The organism is Pectobacterium nicotianae (genome assembly GCF_023272715.1).
In the GTDB taxonomy this organism is placed as follows: Bacteria; Pseudomonadota; Gammaproteobacteria; order Enterobacterales; family Enterobacteriaceae; genus Pectobacterium; species Pectobacterium brasiliense.
Genome location: NZ_CP096821.1, coordinates 4,503,315 through 4,521,270 on the forward strand (window position 1 = coordinate 4,503,315; position 17,956 = coordinate 4,521,270).

At 49.5% G+C, this 17,956-nt stretch carries 19 protein-coding genes; 6 read left to right on the top strand and 13 right to left on the bottom strand.

All coding sequences use genetic code 11. From position 1 onward, the window contains the following. Window positions 1-2: 2 nt before the first annotated feature. The 3 genes from sspA to MYB54_RS20000 all read right to left on the bottom strand — a co-directional run bounded on the left by sspA (window position 3) and on the right by MYB54_RS20000 (window position 3,350). On the bottom strand, window positions 3-644 hold the full coding sequence (gene sspA / locus MYB54_RS19990; protein WP_005975503.1) for a stringent starvation protein SspA: 642 nt from the start codon (window positions 642-644) through the stop codon (window positions 3-5). 419 nt (window positions 645-1,063) lie between these two features. Beyond that, window positions 1,064-2,308, bottom strand: a complete 1,245-nt coding sequence (locus MYB54_RS19995; protein ID WP_010280188.1) for an enolase C-terminal domain-like protein — start codon at window positions 2,306-2,308, stop codon at window positions 1,064-1,066. A 337-nt stretch (window positions 2,309-2,645) separates the two neighbouring features. Further along, complete coding sequence (locus MYB54_RS20000) at window positions 2,646-3,350, bottom strand: FadR/GntR family transcriptional regulator (protein ID WP_010280187.1); 705 nt, start codon at window positions 3,348-3,350, stop codon at window positions 2,646-2,648. Window positions 3,351-3,530: 180 nt separating this feature from the next. Between MYB54_RS20000 and MYB54_RS20005 the strand changes: the two genes are divergently transcribed. The 3 genes from MYB54_RS20005 (at window position 3,531) to MYB54_RS20015 (ending at window position 7,003) form a co-directional block, all read left to right on the top strand. Beyond that, window positions 3,531-4,304, top strand: a complete 774-nt coding sequence (locus tag MYB54_RS20005) for an SDR family oxidoreductase (protein ID WP_010296684.1) — start codon at window positions 3,531-3,533, stop codon at window positions 4,302-4,304. 110 nt (window positions 4,305-4,414) lie between these two features. Next, window positions 4,415-5,461: an L-idonate 5-dehydrogenase gene (gene idnD, locus MYB54_RS20010; protein WP_014913867.1), complete on the top strand. Its 1,047-nt coding sequence runs from the start codon at window positions 4,415-4,417 to the stop codon at window positions 5,459-5,461. 213 nt (window positions 5,462-5,674) lie between these two features. Next, window positions 5,675-7,003, top strand: coding sequence for an MFS transporter (locus tag MYB54_RS20015; protein WP_205592182.1), 1,329 nt, complete (start codon window positions 5,675-5,677; stop codon window positions 7,001-7,003). An 85-nt stretch (window positions 7,004-7,088) separates the two neighbouring features. On the opposite strand, the gene rpsI is transcribed toward MYB54_RS20015, so the two are convergent. The 3 genes from rpsI to zapE all read right to left on the bottom strand — a co-directional run bounded on the left by rpsI (window position 7,089) and on the right by zapE (window position 9,315). Beyond that, entirely contained in the window at window positions 7,089-7,481 is a 393-nt protein-coding gene (gene rpsI, locus MYB54_RS20020) for a 30S ribosomal protein S9 (protein ID WP_010280182.1), read from the bottom strand. A gap of 15 nt (window positions 7,482-7,496) precedes the next feature. Continuing rightward, window positions 7,497-7,925: a 50S ribosomal protein L13 gene (rplM, locus tag MYB54_RS20025; RefSeq protein ID WP_005975488.1), complete on the bottom strand. Its 429-nt coding sequence runs from the start codon at window positions 7,923-7,925 to the stop codon at window positions 7,497-7,499. Window positions 7,926-8,163: 238 nt separating this feature from the next. Then, window positions 8,164-9,315: a cell division protein ZapE gene (gene zapE / locus MYB54_RS20030; RefSeq protein ID WP_039463042.1), complete on the bottom strand. Its 1,152-nt coding sequence runs from the start codon at window positions 9,313-9,315 to the stop codon at window positions 8,164-8,166. A 221-nt stretch (window positions 9,316-9,536) separates the two neighbouring features. Here zapE and zapG point away from each other — a divergent pair, with 221 nt between their 5' ends. The 3 genes from zapG (at window position 9,537) to degS (ending at window position 12,807) form a co-directional block, all read left to right on the top strand. Further along, entirely contained in the window at window positions 9,537-9,941 is a 405-nt protein-coding gene (zapG, locus tag MYB54_RS20035) for a Z-ring associated protein ZapG (RefSeq protein ID WP_005975485.1), read from the top strand. 260 nt (window positions 9,942-10,201) lie between these two features. Then, complete coding sequence (gene degQ / locus MYB54_RS20040) at window positions 10,202-11,572, top strand: serine endoprotease DegQ (protein WP_039279103.1); 1,371 nt, start codon at window positions 10,202-10,204, stop codon at window positions 11,570-11,572. A gap of 137 nt (window positions 11,573-11,709) precedes the next feature. Further along, on the top strand, window positions 11,710-12,807 hold the full coding sequence (gene degS, locus MYB54_RS20045) for an outer membrane-stress sensor serine endopeptidase DegS (RefSeq protein ID WP_248721276.1): 1,098 nt from the start codon (window positions 11,710-11,712) through the stop codon (window positions 12,805-12,807). 108 nt (window positions 12,808-12,915) lie between these two features. Here the strand turns inward: degS and murA are convergent, their stop codons facing one another. The 7 genes from murA to mlaF form a co-directional block, all read right to left on the bottom strand. Then, window positions 12,916-14,178: a UDP-N-acetylglucosamine 1-carboxyvinyltransferase gene (gene murA / locus MYB54_RS20050; protein ID WP_014913862.1), complete on the bottom strand. Its 1,263-nt coding sequence runs from the start codon at window positions 14,176-14,178 to the stop codon at window positions 12,916-12,918. An 83-nt stretch (window positions 14,179-14,261) separates the two neighbouring features. Beyond that, complete coding sequence (gene ibaG / locus MYB54_RS20055) at window positions 14,262-14,516, bottom strand: BolA family iron metabolism protein IbaG (RefSeq protein WP_010280170.1); 255 nt, start codon at window positions 14,514-14,516, stop codon at window positions 14,262-14,264. A 134-nt stretch (window positions 14,517-14,650) separates the two neighbouring features. Beyond that, entirely contained in the window at window positions 14,651-14,941 is a 291-nt protein-coding gene (mlaB, locus tag MYB54_RS20060) for a lipid asymmetry maintenance protein MlaB (protein WP_014913861.1), read from the bottom strand. A 13-nt stretch (window positions 14,942-14,954) separates the two neighbouring features. Further along, on the bottom strand, window positions 14,955-15,584 hold the full coding sequence (gene mlaC, locus MYB54_RS20065) for a phospholipid-binding protein MlaC (protein WP_014913860.1): 630 nt from the start codon (window positions 15,582-15,584) through the stop codon (window positions 14,955-14,957). A gap of 12 nt (window positions 15,585-15,596) precedes the next feature. Continuing rightward, the gene (mlaD, locus tag MYB54_RS20070) at window positions 15,597-16,163 is read right to left on the bottom strand and encodes an outer membrane lipid asymmetry maintenance protein MlaD (protein ID WP_014913859.1); all 567 of its coding nucleotides are present in this window, start codon (window positions 16,161-16,163) and stop codon (window positions 15,597-15,599) included. A gap of 4 nt (window positions 16,164-16,167) precedes the next feature. Beyond that, complete coding sequence (mlaE, locus tag MYB54_RS20075) at window positions 16,168-16,950, bottom strand: lipid asymmetry maintenance ABC transporter permease subunit MlaE (RefSeq protein WP_010280162.1); 783 nt, start codon at window positions 16,948-16,950, stop codon at window positions 16,168-16,170. Between the two features lie 7 nt (window positions 16,951-16,957). Then, window positions 16,958-17,770 carry a phospholipid ABC transporter ATP-binding protein MlaF gene (gene mlaF, locus MYB54_RS20080; protein ID WP_014913858.1) on the bottom strand — a complete coding sequence of 271 codons (813 nt, stop codon included), beginning with the start codon at window positions 17,768-17,770 and terminating at the stop codon, window positions 16,958-16,960. Window positions 17,771-17,956 lie beyond the last annotated feature (186 nt).

A 17,956-nucleotide genomic window follows, 5' to 3' on the forward strand; every position in this document is an offset into this window, starting at 1 on the left:
GTTTAACCTCGGGTTTGCAAACGCATTTCACGTTCCACTTCCGTCAGGGAAGCCAGGAACGCATCACGCTCAAAGACGCGAGTCATGTAGCCTTTCAGCTCTTTCGCGCCCGAACCACTCAGTTCAATGCCTAACTGCGGCAGACGCCACAGCAGCGGAGCCAGATAGCAATCCACCAGGCTGAACTCTTCGCTCATGAAATAAGGCGCTTCATTGAACACGGGGGCAATGGCCAGCAGTTCTTCACGCAATTGCTTACGCGCTGCATCCGCTTCCTGAGCGCTGCCGTGCGTAATTTTCTTCAGCAAAGAATACCAGTCGCTCTCAATGCGGTGCATCATCAGGCGGCTGTTACCGCGCGCAACCGGATAGACAGGCATTAACGGAGGATGAGGAAAACGTTCATCCAGATACTCCATGATAATACGTGATTCATAGAGCGTCAGTTCACGATCGACCAGCGTTGGCACGGAACCGTAAGGATTGAGGTCAATAAGATCCTGAGGCAGATTATCCATGTCTACCTGCTCAATCTCGACACTCACACCCTTTTCCGCCAATACGATGCGGACCTGATGGCTAAAAATGTCGGATGGACCAGAAAACAGCGTCATTACCGAACGTTTGTTGGCAGCGACAGCCATGAAAACCTCCAAGTTTATCGAGAAAATATGGCGAATAACCGCGCAGTCAGTAACCTGCAAACCGCTATTCGAAATGCTGCTCGCCAATGTGTGTAAACGTCACCGGATAAAAATCCAGCTGTTTTAAACAGCTACACGATAGCCTACACACAGGCATAAAATCGGCGGATAGTTTATCAGATTTTGTTCGTTTTGTGGGGATATAAGCGGATAATCTTATTTAACAAAATGATAAATAAGTGTTTTTTTATTAAATACAAATTTTTCATTTGCAATCGCGAAGTCTAAACAACGCTGCCAGAGAATAATCTATCCCCTGCATTAGCCTGCGCTGAACAGTCAGGTCCCTGGAAGCCGACGAGGGCCGTCGGCTTCTAAGTAAGCGAAATTAAAGCACATTGACACCGTTAAGCCGGAGATTAAGGTCGTGCCGCCGTGCCATCCGGTAAGCGTGCATTCGTCCATGACGGCAATCCACCTTCAACAGGGAATTGCTTCGCTTTTTGCTCATCGATATCAATCCCTAATCCTGGCTTATCGTTCAGGTACGCGTATCCGCCTTCAATATCCGGGCAGCCGGGGAAAACGTCCCGTAACGCTTCATTCATCGGCGTATATTCTTGAATACCCAGATTAGTAATGCTCATATCAATGTGCATATTCGCAACTACGCCAACAGGTGAGATATCCCCCGGCCCATGCCAGGCGGTTCTCACACCATGAAATTCGGCGAGTGTCGCCAGTTTTTTGGCTGGCGTAATCCCACCGATCATACTGATATGGCAGCGAATAAAATCAATCAGATGATTGGTTATCAGGTGCTTATATTCGGCAACATGAACAAACAGTTCTCCCATCGCAATTGGAGTGGATGTTTGTTGGCGCATCACGCTAAGGAAATCAACATTCTCTGGAGCAACGGGGTCTTCAAGATAAAAGAGCTTGTAATCTTCCAGGGACTTCGCCATTTGCAACGCGGTAACTGGCGATACCCGCTCATGAACATCATGAATAAATTCAACATCAAACCCAATCTTATTGCGCAGATGATCGAAAAATGCCGGAATGCTTCTGGCATAAGCATCAGGATCGAAATAAATGCCGGGCGTCTTCGTTCTTGGTGAGCGCTTCGGCGTGATATTGGCTTTATCCAACTGAGTGGCAATCAGTTTGAGGTCTTCCGTCCCGGCTCCACCGTACATGCCCATCTGACAACGAACATACTGGTAGCCTTCTTCCATTGCCGCACGGATGTTATCTTCCGCCGCGACCGCATCCGCACCATCGCAATGACGATAAAGCGGAATACCGTCACGGCATTTGCCGCCCAGCAATTCATAGACCGGCAGGTTAGCGACTTTACCCTTGATATCCCACAGCGCCATATCGATAGCCGAGATCGCATTGTTCATCACCGGCCCATTGCGCCAATAGCCGCTCACGACAGCGGACTGCCAGATATCTTCAATACGAGAAGGATCTTTCCCGATAAGGAAAGGCTTCATGTACTCATTAATGGCCGCTTCAACCGCGAAAATACGTTGGGTGAAGGTTGCACATCCCAAACCGTATAAACCGTCCTGATTGGTTTCGACCTTGACGACAACCAGATCAATGCCACCCGGTGCCGTTAGAATCGTCTTTACGTTTGTTACCTTTATCATGCAAAAACTCCTGTGATAGCCACAATCAGATTATGTAGAATCTCATTTGTTGTATGACATCATATCTCTTGAGGTATTACTATCAAAAGGAAAAAATAAAAGCAACTTATATCGAAGAGAAAACAGGGAAGTACAGCAGACTGAAGGGGGTGTCACGAAAGGTAATCATTTTAATAAATTAGATAAATAGCGGATCACTACGAGGGACATTTCAGATACAAAAATATCGCGAAGTCACATCAATTGCCGATGCTATAAAGCAAGCATCAGCAGGCCGTTACTGACATAGGAATAAAGGAGAGGTAAGCGACCTGAGAAATAGGGTGATATTTACACGTTAGTTATTATCGAGGTTGTTAATCATAACAATGTTACATTCCATCGCCTGATCCAGGCATAGCTTAGCGGTTTCAACATCACGATTTTTTATCGCCATAAAAATTTTGATATGCGCATCAATACTATCCAACGTTATGCCTAGCACGCGGTTTAACTCTTCTAGATAGAAATAGTACATATTTTTCACATACTTAATTGCATGTGAAAACACTTTATTGTGCGCCGCATTGATAATCGCCATGTGGAAATCCAGGTCGGCCTGAGAGTATTTTTTATAGTCGTTTTTGTTGACCAGCATTCGGTTAAGTGCATCTTCTATAAGAGCAATATCCTCATCCGTTGCATTTTTTGCCGCCAGCTCGATGCACTTAAATTCCACCGTTTGCCGAAACACCATCATGTCCATGAATTCACCTTTCGTCAGGTGAAGAATCGGCTTGTCATTCGCCTGCATACGGAAGCTTTCAATTTCATTTGAAACAAAAGAACCTCGACCATGTTTGGTATAGATGATTCCCAGGTTTCTCAATTTTTGCACCGCACTGCGAATACTCGTTCTACTTACTTCAAAAGCTTCACTTAATTCAAACTCAGACGGTAATTTCTCACCCTGTTTCCACTCACCGCTGAGTATTTTTTTCTGCATCTTCTGATAAACGGCTTCAGCAATATTATTTCTTGGTATTGATTCTATATTGTCCATAACGCCTCAAATCAATTATTGGAATCATGATCACAAAAAAACGCTTTGACTGTTGATTGAAGTATAACAAAGCGACACCATCACTTCCACTCGTTAGTTGTATGACAACATGATGTATGACAATACTACCTCTTAAAAAATAACCTATTCACTACTCAATAATCAGTTAAGGAGTTGATAATGGATGCCGCAAAACTATTTGATCTATCAGGGAAAACTGCACTCATTACCGGTTCTGCAAGAGGCCTCGGTTTTTCCTATGCAGAAGGATTAGCATCGGCCGGTGCCGCCATTGTACTTAGTGACATCAGAGAAGAAACGCTGAACGAGGCGGTACAAAAGCTAACGGCAAAGGGCTATAACGCTAAAGGTTACGTGATTGATGTCTCAAAAGAAGACCAGATCGTCAATGCATTCAACCTGATGGATGCCGCTGGTATAGAAATCGACATTGTGATTAATAACGCAGGGATCCAACATCGTCAACCGTTAGTCGACCTCGCGCTACAGGACTGGCAGCGCGTCATGGACATTCACCTGACAGGAACATTCCTCGTGTCGCGCGAGGCTGCAATCCGTATGATAAAACGCGGCCGCGGCGGCAAATTTATCAATATCTGTTCACTGACCAGTGAACAAGCACGTCCTACCGTCGCCCCTTATACCGCCGCTAAAGGCGGAATCAAAATGTTGACGCGCTCCATGTCGGCAGAATGGGCAGAATATAACATTCAAGCGAACGCAATCGGCCCCGGCTACATACTGACTGACATGAATGAAGCCTTAATTAAAGATGTTGAGTTCGATAAGTGGGTCAAAAGTAGCAACCCAACTAAACGCTGGGGAAAAACCGAAGAACTTATCGGTACGGCTATTTTCCTGTCTGCTGATGCATCGAATTATATCAATGGTCAGGTCATCTATGTCGATGGCGGATGGTTAGCGGTACTCTGATTCTCAGGAAACTAATATTTGTCAGAGATGATTGATAAGTCAACGTGTGGTTTTAACGCTCTCCACCGCGACAAAGGAAAACCACACTATATTATTTTAGAGGTATCAAGATGAAACAAGATACGCTTACCTTTGATGCATGTATTGTTCATGGGAAAAAAGACGTAAAAGTAGAAAGTCGTGAACTGACTTATACCGAAAATGATATTGTCGTTAACGTTGAATGCGGCGGTATTTGCGGTTCAGATATTCATTATTATCATGAAGGCCATGCCGGTTTGTCTGTAATAAAACATCCCATGGTCATTGGTCACGAATTCGTTGGCAGAATTCATCAGGCCCCTGCCAATAGTCAATTAAAAGTCGGACAAAAAGTTGCGATCAATCCTTCCCAGCCTTGCAACAAATGCGACTATTGTTTGGAAGGCAAGCAGAACGAATGCGCCAGTATGCGATTCATGGGAAGCGCACAATTTAATCCGCACGTACACGGCGGGTTTGCTCAATATGTCACGGTTTCCGCGCAGCAGTGCTATCCCTATGACGAAAATGTCCCTTCGCAAATTATGGCACTGGCGGAACCAACAGCGGTTGTTATTCATGCCATCAATGTCGCAGGCAGCCTGGTCGGTAAAAAAGTCCTGGTCATCGGTGCGGGCCCTATTGGTGCCTTGACGATTGCCGCAGCGAAAGCCTCAGGCGCCGTAGAGATTGTCGCATCCGACATCAGTGAAAGGTGCAGAAACATCGCGCTGGAAATGGGAGCCGATGCCTCCGTCAATCCGCTTGATGAAAGTGCAATGGAAATCTATAACCAAAATAAAGGCTACTTTGATGTGACATTCGAGGCCAGCGGTGCGCCTGCGGCAATCGCCTCATCAGTCTTTGCGACACGCCCTAATGGTTTGATTGTACAAATTGGTATGGGACCAAGCCCTGTTCAATATCCCGTTGCACAAATGCTAGTAAAAGAACTTTCGTGGAAAGGATCATTCCGATTCATTAATGAATTTGCTACTGCGGTTAAATGGCTGGAGAAAGGCATTATAAATCCACAGCCCATTATCTCCGCTGAATATTCTTATCACGATGTTGAAAATGCATTAATTGCGGCAAGTGATAAAAATATTTCCTCAAAAGTACTCGTTAAATTTTAATAAAGATATCACCTTCAATTTTAAATCGGATTAATACGGCAAAGGAATGCTGGCAATACGCTATTGACCAAAAATCAAGATGTGGTGTTTTTCTTATTCTTCTACCGATTAATTATTTCCACATATTGTCTGGAAATGATTTTTCGTGTGTGCCACCAGGTATTTATACCTCACCACATATTGAATTAAATCTAATAATCATATGGTGACACTATGAACTCATCTCCAGTTAAGGTTAAAAGAAGCACCTCCGATCTTGCCAGGGCATCCGTTTCTGGCTGGCTCGGTACCACACTAGAATTCATGGATTTCCAGCTCTATTCTCTTGGTGCCGCGTTGGTCTTCCATGAAATTTTCTTCCCTGAACAATCGGCTGCTATGGCATTAATTCTCGCGATGGGAACCTACGGTGCAGGATACATTGCCCGTATTGTCGGTGCCGTCTTCTTCGGGAAAATGGGAGATAGAGTAGGCAGGAAAAAGGTCCTGTTTATTACCATCGCATTAATGGGCGTTTGTACCACATTAATAGGCGCACTCCCAACTTACCAGCAGGTTGGCATTCTGGCACCGATTCTATTGGTGGTGCTCAGAGTTATTCAGGGACTAGGTGCCGGTGCAGAGATCTCTGGTGCCAGTACCATGCTGGCAGAATATGCGCCTGAAGGTAAAAAAGGCATTATCGCCTCACTGGTTGCAATGGGAACCAACTGCGGAACATTGAGTGCGACGGCCATTTGGGCTGCGATGTTTTACCTCTTTAGCAATGAAGAGATCATTGATTGGGCGTGGCGTCTTCCCTTCCTTGCGAGTTTCGTGGTGATGGGGTTTGCTATCTGGTTACGTCTGAATCTGAAGGAAAGCCCGGTATTTGAAGGGGTACAAGAAACAAAAGAAGTCGCCCACCAGCACACGCCTTTTTGGTCTTTGCTAAAAGGGAAAGCGTTTTGGATTGCAACAGGCCTTCGCTTCGGACAAGCGGGGAACTCGGGCATTATCCAGACTTTCCTGGCTGGCTACATGGTACAAACACTACTATTTAGCAAGGCCGTTCCAACCGATGCCATCATGATTAGTTCAGTCATCGGCTTTCTGACAATCCCATTGATGGGGTGGCTATCAGATAGAATCGGGCGCCGCATTCCTTATATCATCCTGACGCTGGGCTCTATTCTTCTCGCTTATCCGATGATTTCAATCATCGTGAATAAAGAGCAGGCAGTTGCCACGATAACAGTATGCTTAATCCTGATTCATAACATCGCGGTGCTGGGGCAAGCCGCTATCGAAGGAATCACGATGGCAGAGATGTTCGGTTCAAAAAACCGCTTCTCCCAAATGGCAATTTCCAAAGAAATCGGTGGGTTATTCGCTACGGGGCTCGGTCCTTTGCTAGCGGGTATTTTTTGCCAAATAACAGGGTCATGGTATCCCATCGCTGTGATGCTAATTTGCTACTCCTGCATTGGCTTGCTATCTGCCCTTTTGATGCCAGAAGTCAAAGATCGCGACCTGCATGATGTAAAAAACGCAACGGAATAGCAGTAAAGGTAAACGCTAGACATAAAAAAACCCGGTGACCAGCACCGGGTTTTTTGCATTGATTTCGCTGCAAAGCAGCCAGAAATTAACGCTTGGAGAACTGAGGACGACGACGTGCTTTACGCAGACCGACTTTCTTACGTTCAACCTGACGAGCATCACGAGTAACGAAACCAGCTTTACGCAGTTCGCTACGCAGAGACTCATCATACTCCATCAGAGCGCGGGTGATACCGTGACGGATCGCACCAGCCTGACCAGAGATACCACCACCTTTAACGGTGATGTACAGATCAAATTTACCAACCATGTCGACCAGTTCAAGCGGCTGACGAACTACCATGCGGGCAGTTTCGCGACCGAAGTACTGTTCCAGACTACGCTGGTTGATAACGATGTTACCGTTGCCCGGTTTGATGAACACGCGAGCGGCGGAGCTTTTGCGGCGACCAGTGCCGTAGTATTGATTTTCAGCCATTGCCTATAATCCCGATTAAATGTCCAGAACTTGCGGTTGCTGTGCCGCGTGATTGTGCTCGGTGCCCGCGTAAACTTTCAGTTTACGGAACATAGCACGACCCAACGGGCCCTTCGGCAGCATGCCTTTAACCGCGATTTCAATCACACGCTCAGGACGGCGGGCAATCATCTCTTCAAAGGTCGCTTGTTTAATACCACCGATGTGACCGGTGTGATGATAATAAATCTTGTCAGTACGCTTGTTGCCAGTTACAGCAACTTTGTCAGCGTTCAGAACGATGATGTAATCACCCGTATCAACGTGCGGAGTGTATTCCGCTTTATGCTTGCCGCGCAGACGACGAGCCAGTTCAGTAGCGAGACGGCCTAAAGTTTTACCGTTCGCATCAACAACGTACCAGTCGCGTTTTACGGTCTCTGGTTTAGCTGTAAAAGTTTTCATTAAAAGCTTACCCAATAATTAGTTACACGTTGGTGAACACCCAAACGCTCGAAAACAGTTGAGGCTCACACGACCATCAAGTCCAGCAAACCTACCCCTTCGAATAGCCATTGCCGGCACTATAAAGTTTTTGGGAAAAAAAACTTTGTTGTAACGTGGGGTCGCAAGATTATAGAGAAGTCATTCTCAAAGATCGACCTTTTTTCACACGCAAATGACTAAAAAACCGCAGCCTGCGTTACGCCAAATGCGGCTGCCGTAAGTACTCTTCGCTTTGCATTTCCTGCAAACGGGATAAACAGCGCTGGTATTCAAATTTCAGGTGATCTCCCTGGTAGATCTCAAACATCGACGCCTGCGCAGAAATAATCAATTTGATACGGCGATCGTAGCACTCGTCCACCAGTGCCAGAAAACGGCGAGCGGTGTTCTCTTCCTTCGTTTCCATCACCGTCACATTGTGCAACAGCATCGTGTGATAGAGGCGCGACAGTGCGATGTAATCATTCTGGCTACGCGCTTCGGTGCACAGAGTGTGGAAATCAACCGCCAGCACGCCGTCACTCGCGCCAAGTGTCGATAACGGACGATGATTGATCTCCAGCACTGGCCCCGGCGTCTGCCACGGTTTCCCGGTCAGACGGGTAAACATCTGCTGCATCGCAGCATCCGTCTCTTCATTCAGCGGCGAGAGATAAAGGTGTGCCTGCGTCAGCGTACGCAGACGATAATCGATACCCGCATCAACATTACGCACTTCGCAATACTGCTTAATCAACTCAATCGCAGGCAAAAAACGCGCGCGTTGCAGTCCATTACGGTAGAGGTCGTCTGGCGGAATATTCGACGTCGCCACCAGCGCAATACCACGAGCAAACAGCGCTCGCAACAGCTCAGCCAGCAGCATCGCATCGGTAATGTCAGAGACGAAAAATTCATCGAAACACAGCACATCCGTTTCGGCTTTAAAACCGTCGGCCACTTTCTCCAGCGGATTTTCCTGCCCCTGAAACTGGTTCAGTTCTTCATGCACACGCAGCATAAAACGATGAAAATGCAGGCGCATCTTGCGTTCGGCGGGCAAGCTGTGGAAAAACATATCCATCAGCCAGGTTTTACCGCGCCCGACGCCGCCCCACATGTACAGCCCTTGAACCGGCGCAGATTCACGTTTATTACGCCGCCCCAGCCAGCTACGCCATTTCCCCACGCGGTCGGATGCCCCTGCATCGCCATCAGCAGCGCGTTCACATAACGCCTGATGTATCGCCTCCAGGCGCACAACGGTTTGCCGTTGCACCTCGTCCGGCTGATATTCACCAGCAGAAAGCGCCTGCTGATAAAGCGCCAAGGGTGTTGTTTGCTGTTGTGTTGTCTGTGGAATAACCATAGCCATCGCAATCCCTGAGAAAAAAGTTAGTCGTGTTTTGCTGTGTGTTGTCGTCGATTTAAGCCGTAATCGTCGCAGTTAACAACCTTGATGTCCGCGGTAGGTCAACATTCCTTTCTGTCATCGAGCATCAGGATTCCACTCAGGCAAGGTTAACGGTTATAGTGACTATTATTAAGTGAAAAACCCTACGGGACAACGACGTCAAAATAGGAGCTATTATGACTTGGGAGTATGCGCTGATAGGTTTAGTTGTCGGTATTATTATTGGTGCTGTAGCCATGCGCTTTGGTAACCGTAAGCTGCGGCAACAGCAGGTATTGCAGAATGAGCTGGAGAAAAGCAAAACCGAACTGGAAGATTATCGTCAGGAATTGGTAGGTCACTTCGCCCGCAGTGCGGAGCTGTTGGATAACATGGCGGATGATTATCGTCAGCTTTATCAACACATGGCGAAAAGCTCCAATAACCTGTTACCTAACGTTCCCGGTCAGGATAATCCGTTTAAATATCGTCTGACCGAATCAGAAGCGGATAACGATCAGGCTCCGGTGAACATGCCGCCGCGCGATTATTCCGACGGTGCATCAGGCCTGCTGCGTGGCGAACGCCCGATTCGCAAGTAATTCATTCAATTACCTTAAGCGTGGGGCTTTCTGTCTCACGCTTTCCCCTCTCTTGTTCTACGCTTAAAACGCTTGTACGTTTAAGACGCGTACCGCAGGCTGCCATCGTCCGATCACGCATTAAAAAAGCGATAGTTACAATCTGCTGACGAAACAGCAGTGAACTTTACACATTGATCGCCAGTCTGACTCTTCACCGTGTCTTTAAGTTTATATATCATCGTTTTATTCATCCGCAGGCCGTGAGAGAGTTAATAACAATGAAAAAAACATCATTACTATTTAGTGCACTGGCAATGAGTATAGGTTTGACCCTGTCCACGCTTCCCGCTGCAAATGCTGCGCTGCCTGCCGTGGTTCAAGGTCAACAGACGCCAAGTCTGGCCCCGATGCTGGAGAAAGTCTTGCCAGCCGTCGTCAGCGTGCATGTTGAAGGTACACAGGTACAGCGTCAGCGCGTACCGGAAGAATTCAAGTTCTTCTTTGGCCCTAACTTCCCGACGGACAAACAAAATTCTCGCCCGTTTGAAGGACTGGGCTCTGGCGTCATTATTGATGCCGCAAAAGGTTACGTGCTCACCAACAATCACGTGATCAATAACGCTGACAAGATCCGCGTCCAGCTTAATGATGGACGTGAGTATGAGGCGAAATTGATTGGGCGTGATGAGCAGACCGATATCGCCCTGCTACAGCTGAATGACGCCAAGAATCTGGTCTCTGTAAAAATGGCCGATTCCGATCAACTGCGCGTCGGTGATTTTGCCGTTGCCGTGGGTAACCCGTTCGGCCTTGGTCAGACTGCGACGTCCGGTATTATCTCCGCGCTGGGACGTAGCGGCCTGAATCTTGAAGGGTTAGAAAACTTCATCCAGACCGATGCGTCCATCAACCGCGGTAACTCCGGCGGTGCGCTGGTTAACCTCAACGGTGAGCTGATCGGTATCAACACCGCGATCCTGGCTCCAGGCGGCGGAAACATCGGTATCGGTTTCGCTATCCCTAGCAATATGGCCCAGAATCTGGCGCAGCAGCTGGTTGAATTTGGCGAAGTGAAACGCGGTCTGCTGGGTATTAAAGGCAGCGAGATGACGTCAGAAATGGCGAAAGCCTTCAACGTCGACGCGCAGCGCGGTGCCTTCGTCAGCGAAGTCTTACCGAAATCTGCCGCATCCAAAGCCGGTATCAAGGCGGGCGATGTGTTGACGACGCTGGATGGTAAACCCATCAGCAGCTTTGCAGAACTGCGGGCCAAAGTTGGCACCACCGCACCGGGCAAGACCGTGAAAATCGGCCTGCTGCGTGATGGTAAACCGCAGGAAGTTTCCGTCGTGTTGGATAACAGCTCATCGGCATCAACCAGTGCTGAAACGCTTTCACCGTCATTGCAGGGGGCTTCTCTGACTAATGGCCAATTGAAAGACGGCAGCAAAGGCGTACAGATCGATAACGTTGCTAAGGACACCCCTGCGGCACAGGTCGGTCTGCAAAAAGGCGATGTCATCATCGGCGTGAACCGCGAGCGTATTGAAAACATCACGCAACTGCGCAAACTGCTGGAAGCGAAGCCTTCCGTTCTGGCCTTGAATATCGTCCGGGGCGAAGAAACGATTTACCTGCTGCTACGTTAATCGCCTGCCGTCTTTTTCGGCAGCTTAACTGGCCAGAACATCGCTAATGTTAAAAAATCGGACACCGAACCATGCGGTGTCCGAACTTCTCGTGATATCCTCCTCTTATCTCCCTTTTTCCACAGTAAATCACGGCCATGCTTGCTAAGTTATTACGTTCAGCGCTCTTTGGTGCCCTCGTCGCCGGTATTATTCTGGCCGTACTGCCCTTTGTCGGGTCTGGCACGTCGTTTCTGAAAGGCAATGACAAAAATAGTGATGGTTCGCCCATAAGCTACCATCAGGGCGTCAGCCATGCGGCGCCTGCTGTGGTGAACGTTTATAACCGGGTTGCTAAAGAGGGGAAACCCAACGAAGTCGCCATTCATCCTCTCGGATCCGGCGTCATCATGAATGAAAAAGGGTATATTTTAACCAACAAGCATGTAATCAATAACGTGCAGCAAATCCAGATAGAGCTGTCAGACGGCAGGCTGTACGAAGCCCGTGTGATCGGTTCCGATAGCCTGACGGACCTGGCTGTGTTGCAAATTGATGGCGTCAACCTGCCCGTTATTCCGATAAATCCAGACCGCATACCGCACGTCGGCGATGTCGTGATGGCGATCGGCAACCCTTATAATCTGGGGCAAACCGTCACGCAGGGCGTCATCAGCGCCACTGGCCGTGTCAGTCTTAGTACATACGGTCAGCAAAGAAGTCAGGTAGGACGCCAAAACTTGCTGCAAACCGATGCCTCAATTAACCACGGAAATTCCGGCGGTGCGCTGGTCAATACGCTTGGTGAACTGGTCGGTATTAACACCCTCTCGTTTGATAAAAGTAGCAACGGTGAAACACCGGAAGGCATTAGCTTCGCCATTCCCGTCGCGCTGGCGACCAAGGTGATGGGAAAACTCATCCGCGATGGCCGCGTGGTGCGTGGCTATATTGGCGTTAACGGCGTACAGATCGAGAATATTGAGAACAGCACGTCGACTAACAATCGTGATGCGCAGGATAGATTAAGCGGGATTCTCGTTCAGACTATCGATCCAGGTGGACCAGCGGATAAAGCGGGTATTCGCGTCGAAGACGTCATCGTCAGCGTGAACAATAAGCCTGCACGCTCGATTATTGAAACCATGGAACAGGTTTCGGAAATACGCCCCGGCACTGTCATTCCAGTCACGATTGTGCGTGATAAAAATCAAATCACACTACAAATGACGATTCAGGAATTCCCTACCCAATAACGACATGTCAGGTCGATTGATAAAGTCACATCGGCAGGTAAACAAGAAACCGGGTGGGAACCCACCCGGCTGACAAACCTAATTGTGAAGATAAACCAGCTAAAACGCTTACTCGTGCTCTTTAACACGCTCGATATTCGCACCTAGCGCACGTAGCTTATCTTCGATGCGGTCATAGCCACGATCGATGTGATAAATACGATCGACTATCGTCACACCTTCCGCGATACAACCGGCTAATACCAGACTAGCTGACGCACGTAAGTCGGTCGCCATCACCTGCGCACCAGACAGCTTATCAACGCCGTGGCAAATCACCGTGTTGCTCTCAATTTCCGCCTGTGCGCCCATACGGATAAGCTCAGGCACGTGCATGAAGCGGTTTTCGAAGATGGTTTCGGTAATCACGCCCGTCCCTTCCGCAACCAGATTCAGCAGGCTGAACTGTGCCTGCATATCGGTCGGGAACCCCGGATGCGGCGACGTGCGAACGGTAACGGCTTTTGGACGCTTACCGTGCATATCCAGACTGATCCAGTCTTCGCCAATTTCGATCTCCGCGCCCGCTTCGCGCAGCTTCGCCAACACCGCATCCAGCGTATCAGGACGGGTATTGCGACACATAATCTGACCACGAGATACCGCAGCCGCGACCAGGAATGTCCCGGTCTCAATACGGTCAGGCACCACGCGGTAAACACCGCCGCCCAGACGCGCAACACCTTCAATGGTGATTTTATCCGTGCCTGCACCGCTGATTTTCGCACCCAGCGTATTCAGGAAGTTTGCCGTATCGACAATCTCTGGTTCACGCGCCGCGTTCTCAATAATCGTGGTGCCTTCCGCCAGCGTCGCCGCACTCATGATGGTGACCGTGGCACCTACGCTCACTTTATCCATCACGATGTGCGCACCTTTCAGGCGGCCATCAACCGTTGCTTTGACATAGCCTTCTTCCAGTACGATCTGTGCACCGAGCTGCTCAAGGCCATAAATGTGCAAATCTACCGGACGCGCGCCAATCGCACAGCCGCCGGGCAGCGAGACCTGACCTTGACCAAAACGCGCCACCAGCGGCCCTAGAGCCCAAATAGAGGCGCGCATGGTTTTCACCAGATCGTACGGCGCACAGAACACGTTTACCTCGCTGGCATCCACATGGACGGAACCGTTACGCTCAACGCGCGCACCCAGCTGACCAAGCAGCTTCATGGTGGTATCAATATCGCGCAGTTTCGGTACGTTCTGAATTTCTACCGGCTCTTCTGCGAGTAGCGCAGCGAACAGGATGGGCAACGCAGCATTCTTGGCGCCAGAAATGGTCACTTCCCCCGCTAAGCGGGTTGGGCCCTGAACACGAAATTTATCCATAGTCTTTGTATCTCAATGTCTTAATTCAATATGTCGTCACACTGATACCAGCAGCTTATTCCCACTCGCACGGAGAATAATACTTAGAAGCCGTTCAGTTTACGGTCGCGTTGCCACTCTTCCGGCGTATAAGCCTTGATCGACAACGCATGAATACGGTTATCCGCGATGTACTCCATCAGCGGCGCATAAACAGCCTGCTGTTTTTTGACTCGGCTCATTCCAGCAAAAAGTCCGCCCACTACGATGACCTGAAAATGGCTGCCATCACCAGAAACATGGGCTTCTTCCAGTGCCAATGCGTTCATCAGCACGTCTTTAATTTCGTTATTTTCCATCGCTCTCGATTTCTATGTCAGGGGGAGATGATTTACAGGGAGGTATCTTAGATGAATATGACGCTATCTTAAACAAAGAATACGCCCCTTCAGACGATGCCTAAAGGGGCGAATCCGGTAACCCGCGTTACCGTTTAAGACACAGGGATGATTTCATTCAGGTTATAGAGCGCAATGAGCGTTTTTAGCCGATCGCTGGCACCGACAATCGTTATCTCTCCGCCTGAAGACGGCTGCTGATAAACGTGCATCAGCAATGCTAACCCGGCAGAATCAACGCGGTTTAATCCAGACACATCCAGCGTCGTTTTACCCGCCAGCAACGATTCACGCTGCTGCCAGAACGGTAACAGCGTTTCACGATCCAGATCGCCCGTTAACGCCAGCGTTGATTCCTGTGTCTGCCAGTTCAATGCGTTCGCCATGTTTGTACCCAAATTACTTTTTCTGATCCAACGTGATGGTCTGCTTCGCCGAGGATTCCAGCTGTTTAGTCAGGCCATCCACGCCGTTCTGACGCAATATTGCCGCCCACTCGTTCTGCTTGGTGGTGATCATACTGACACCTTCGGCAATCATGTCGTACGCCTGCCAGTTACCGGTTTTACTGTTCTTACGCCATTGGAAATCCAGACGTACCGGAGGGCGGCCGCCGTTATCAATGATGGTGACGCGAATAGAAACGATATCGGCATCGCCCAGCGGTTTCTCAGGGACAATCTCATAGGTCTGCCCGTTATACATTGCTAGCGCCTGGCCGTAAGCCTGCTCCAGATAGGCTTCAAACGCTTTGAAATAGGCATCACGCTGTGCCGGTGTCGCATCTTTGTAGTAACGACCCAGAACCAGCGCACCGGCGTATCTCACCTGAACATACGGCAGCAGCTCTTCACGTACGACGGTACGCAAATAATCAGGGTTTTGTTTGATCTTTGGCTGTTCGTTCTTTAAACGATCAAAAGTTTTTTCCGCCGCTTCATTCATTAAACGATAGGGATTCGTTTGATCCGCCGCGTTGGCTAATGGCGCGACCACCAGTAAAGCCACCATCAGTAAACGTTTAAACATGCAGATATCCTCTTATGGATGTGAAGGAACAGGTTCGTTGTTGTGTTCAGGGGTTGCCGCAGGATTGGCACCCGGTTCCGTACCTGATTGACCGGCATTATCTTCGCTATTGCTGCCGCTCTTATATAGGAATTGACCGATGAGATCTTCAAGCACCATCGCTGACTTGGTGTCCTGAATCACACCTCCATCTTTCAGGATCGCGGTGCCCATTTCTTCATCTTCAAACCCAATGTTCAGCGCCAGATACTGTTCGCCCAGCAAGCCGGAGGTACGAATGGCCAGAGAGCTGGTATCAGGAATATGATCGTAGCGCTGCTGAATATCCATCGCCACGCGTGGCAGGTACGTTTTCTCGTCCAGCGAAATATCCGCTACGCGGCCAACCACTACGCCGCCAATTCTGATCGGAGAACGCGCTTTCAGCCCGCCAATGTTGTCAAACGTCGCATACAGACGATACGTCGGCTCGCTACCAATCGATTTAAGATCGGCGACTTTCAGGCATAAAAAGAGGATGGCAGCCAGCGCGATCAACATAAACACACCAACCCAGACTTCAGTTTTCTTTGTTTGCATCGACTCAGTTCCCAAACATCAGTGCTGTCAGCACAAAATCCAATCCCAGTACCGCTAACGACGAGTGCACGACGGTTCGGGTCGTTGCACGGCTGATCCCTTCAGACGTCGGGATCGCGTCATAGCCGTTAAACAGTGCAATCCAGGTCACGGTAATCGCAAATACGATACTTTTAATCACGCAGTTCAAGACATCCTGACGCCAGTCAACCGCACCTTGCATGGCAGACCAGAAGAACCCACTGTCGATGCCTTTCCAGTCCACACCGACCAGCGCGCCGCCCCAAATACCCACCGCGACAAAAATCACCGCCAGCAGCGGCATGCTGATTAACCCTGCCCAGAAGCGCGGCGCGACAACGCGGCGCAGCGGATCGACCGCCATCATCTCCATGCTGGAGAGCTGCTCTGTCGCCTTCATCAGGCCAATTTCTGCCGTCAGCGCAGAGCCCGCTCGGCCCGCGAACAGCAATGCCGTCACCACCGGACCAAGTTCACGCAACAGCGACAGTGCCACCATCATGCCCAGACTGGCCTCAGCGCTGTATGTTGTCAGGATGATATAGCCCTGTAACCCCAGCACCATGCCGATAAACAGGCCGGAAACCATGATGATAAGCAGCGACTGCACACCAACGCTGTAAAGCTGTTTCACCAACAGCGGCCACTGTTTTCTGAATTCGGGTTTACCCACCAGCGCATTAAACAGCATCAGGCCGGCGCGCCCAAACGAGGCACTGGTAGAGATTCCCTGGCGCCCCAACGACGCCAACGTCCGTAATAACATGACTGCGTTAACCCCCTGAACCGAGCAGCGACGTTTTATAGTCACCGGCTGGAAAGCGGAAAGGTACTGGTCCGTCGGCGATACCATCCAGGAACTGACGAACCTGCGGGTCACTGTTTGCTCTCAGTTGATCCGCGGTCCCTTCCCCGATCACCCGCTTATCGGCCACGATATACGCATAATCGGCAATGCTCATCACCTCCGGCACATCGTGAGAAACCACAATGCAGGTCACGCCCAATGCATGATTCAACTCGTCGATGAGCTTCACCAGTGTCCCGAGCGTAATCGGGTCTTGCCCGACAAAAGGCTCATCAAACATAATCAACTGCGGGTCGAGCGCGATGGCTCTCGCCAACGCCGCGCGCCGCGCCATGCCGCCGGAAAGCTCCGCCGGCATCAGTTTCGCCGCGCCGCGTAGTCCCACTGCCTCCAGTTTCATCATGACGATGCTACGTAACAGTTCTTCCGGCAGTTTGGTATGTTCACGCAGCGGCCAGGCGACATTATCAAACACGTTCAAATCGGTGAATAACGCACCGGACTGAAACAACATGCTCATTTTCTTGCGCGCGTTGTACAACTCACTGCGCGACAACGTCGGGATATTCTCACCATCAAACCAGATTTCGCCGCTGTCCGGCGGTAGCTGTCCGCCAATCAGGCGCAACAGCGTGGTTTTCCCAATACCGGAAGGCCCCATGATCGCGGTGACCTTGCCTTTAGGCACATTCAGCGTGATGTCCGTAAAAATCTCTCGCTCTCCGCGCCGAAAGCTAAGACCACGGATCTCGACCAGATTAGTTGCCTCATGGTTCATTATTTCCATTCCTTACCCATCAGTACGCTCATACAGAGGTCTTTTACTCCAGCCTAACGGCTGGCTTTCATCAAGGTGCGAGTTTTACAAAAACTTACCGTAAGTTCTTGTCCAAAATGGCGGCACAAACCGTTACTGGGTTTTACTTATCGCGACAGGTTTTACTTTTTCGCCAAGCACCGTCAG

Coding starts and splice junctions, on each gene's coding strand:
- sspA (WP_005975503.1), bottom strand. CDS start 644: ATGGCTGTCGCTGCCAACAAACGTTCGGTAATGACGCTGTTTTCTGGT.
- MYB54_RS19995 (WP_010280188.1), bottom strand. CDS start 2,308: ATGATAAAGGTAACAAACGTAAAGACGATTCTAACGGCACCGGGTGGC.
- MYB54_RS20000 (WP_010280187.1), bottom strand. CDS start 3,350: ATGGACAATATAGAATCAATACCAAGAAATAATATTGCTGAAGCCGTT.
- MYB54_RS20005 (WP_010296684.1), top strand. CDS start 3,531: ATGGATGCCGCAAAACTATTTGATCTATCAGGGAAAACTGCACTCATT.
- idnD (WP_014913867.1), top strand. CDS start 4,415: ATGAAACAAGATACGCTTACCTTTGATGCATGTATTGTTCATGGGAAA.
- MYB54_RS20015 (WP_205592182.1), top strand. CDS start 5,675: ATGAACTCATCTCCAGTTAAGGTTAAAAGAAGCACCTCCGATCTTGCC.
- rpsI (WP_010280182.1), bottom strand. CDS start 7,481: ATGGCTGAAAATCAATACTACGGCACTGGTCGCCGCAAAAGCTCCGCC.
- rplM (WP_005975488.1), bottom strand. CDS start 7,925: ATGAAAACTTTTACAGCTAAACCAGAGACCGTAAAACGCGACTGGTAC.
- zapE (WP_039463042.1), bottom strand. CDS start 9,315: ATGGTTATTCCACAGACAACACAACAGCAAACAACACCCTTGGCGCTT.
- zapG (WP_005975485.1), top strand. CDS start 9,537: ATGACTTGGGAGTATGCGCTGATAGGTTTAGTTGTCGGTATTATTATT.
- degQ (WP_039279103.1), top strand. CDS start 10,202: ATGAAAAAAACATCATTACTATTTAGTGCACTGGCAATGAGTATAGGT.
- degS (WP_248721276.1), top strand. CDS start 11,710: ATGCTTGCTAAGTTATTACGTTCAGCGCTCTTTGGTGCCCTCGTCGCC.
- murA (WP_014913862.1), bottom strand. CDS start 14,178: ATGGATAAATTTCGTGTTCAGGGCCCAACCCGCTTAGCGGGGGAAGTG.
- ibaG (WP_010280170.1), bottom strand. CDS start 14,516: ATGGAAAATAACGAAATTAAAGACGTGCTGATGAACGCATTGGCACTG.
- mlaB (WP_014913861.1), bottom strand. CDS start 14,941: ATGGCGAACGCATTGAACTGGCAGACACAGGAATCAACGCTGGCGTTA.
- mlaC (WP_014913860.1), bottom strand. CDS start 15,584: ATGTTTAAACGTTTACTGATGGTGGCTTTACTGGTGGTCGCGCCATTA.
- mlaD (WP_014913859.1), bottom strand. CDS start 16,163: ATGCAAACAAAGAAAACTGAAGTCTGGGTTGGTGTGTTTATGTTGATC.
- mlaE (WP_010280162.1), bottom strand. CDS start 16,950: ATGTTATTACGGACGTTGGCGTCGTTGGGGCGCCAGGGAATCTCTACC.
- mlaF (WP_014913858.1), bottom strand. CDS start 17,770: ATGAACCATGAGGCAACTAATCTGGTCGAGATCCGTGGTCTTAGCTTT.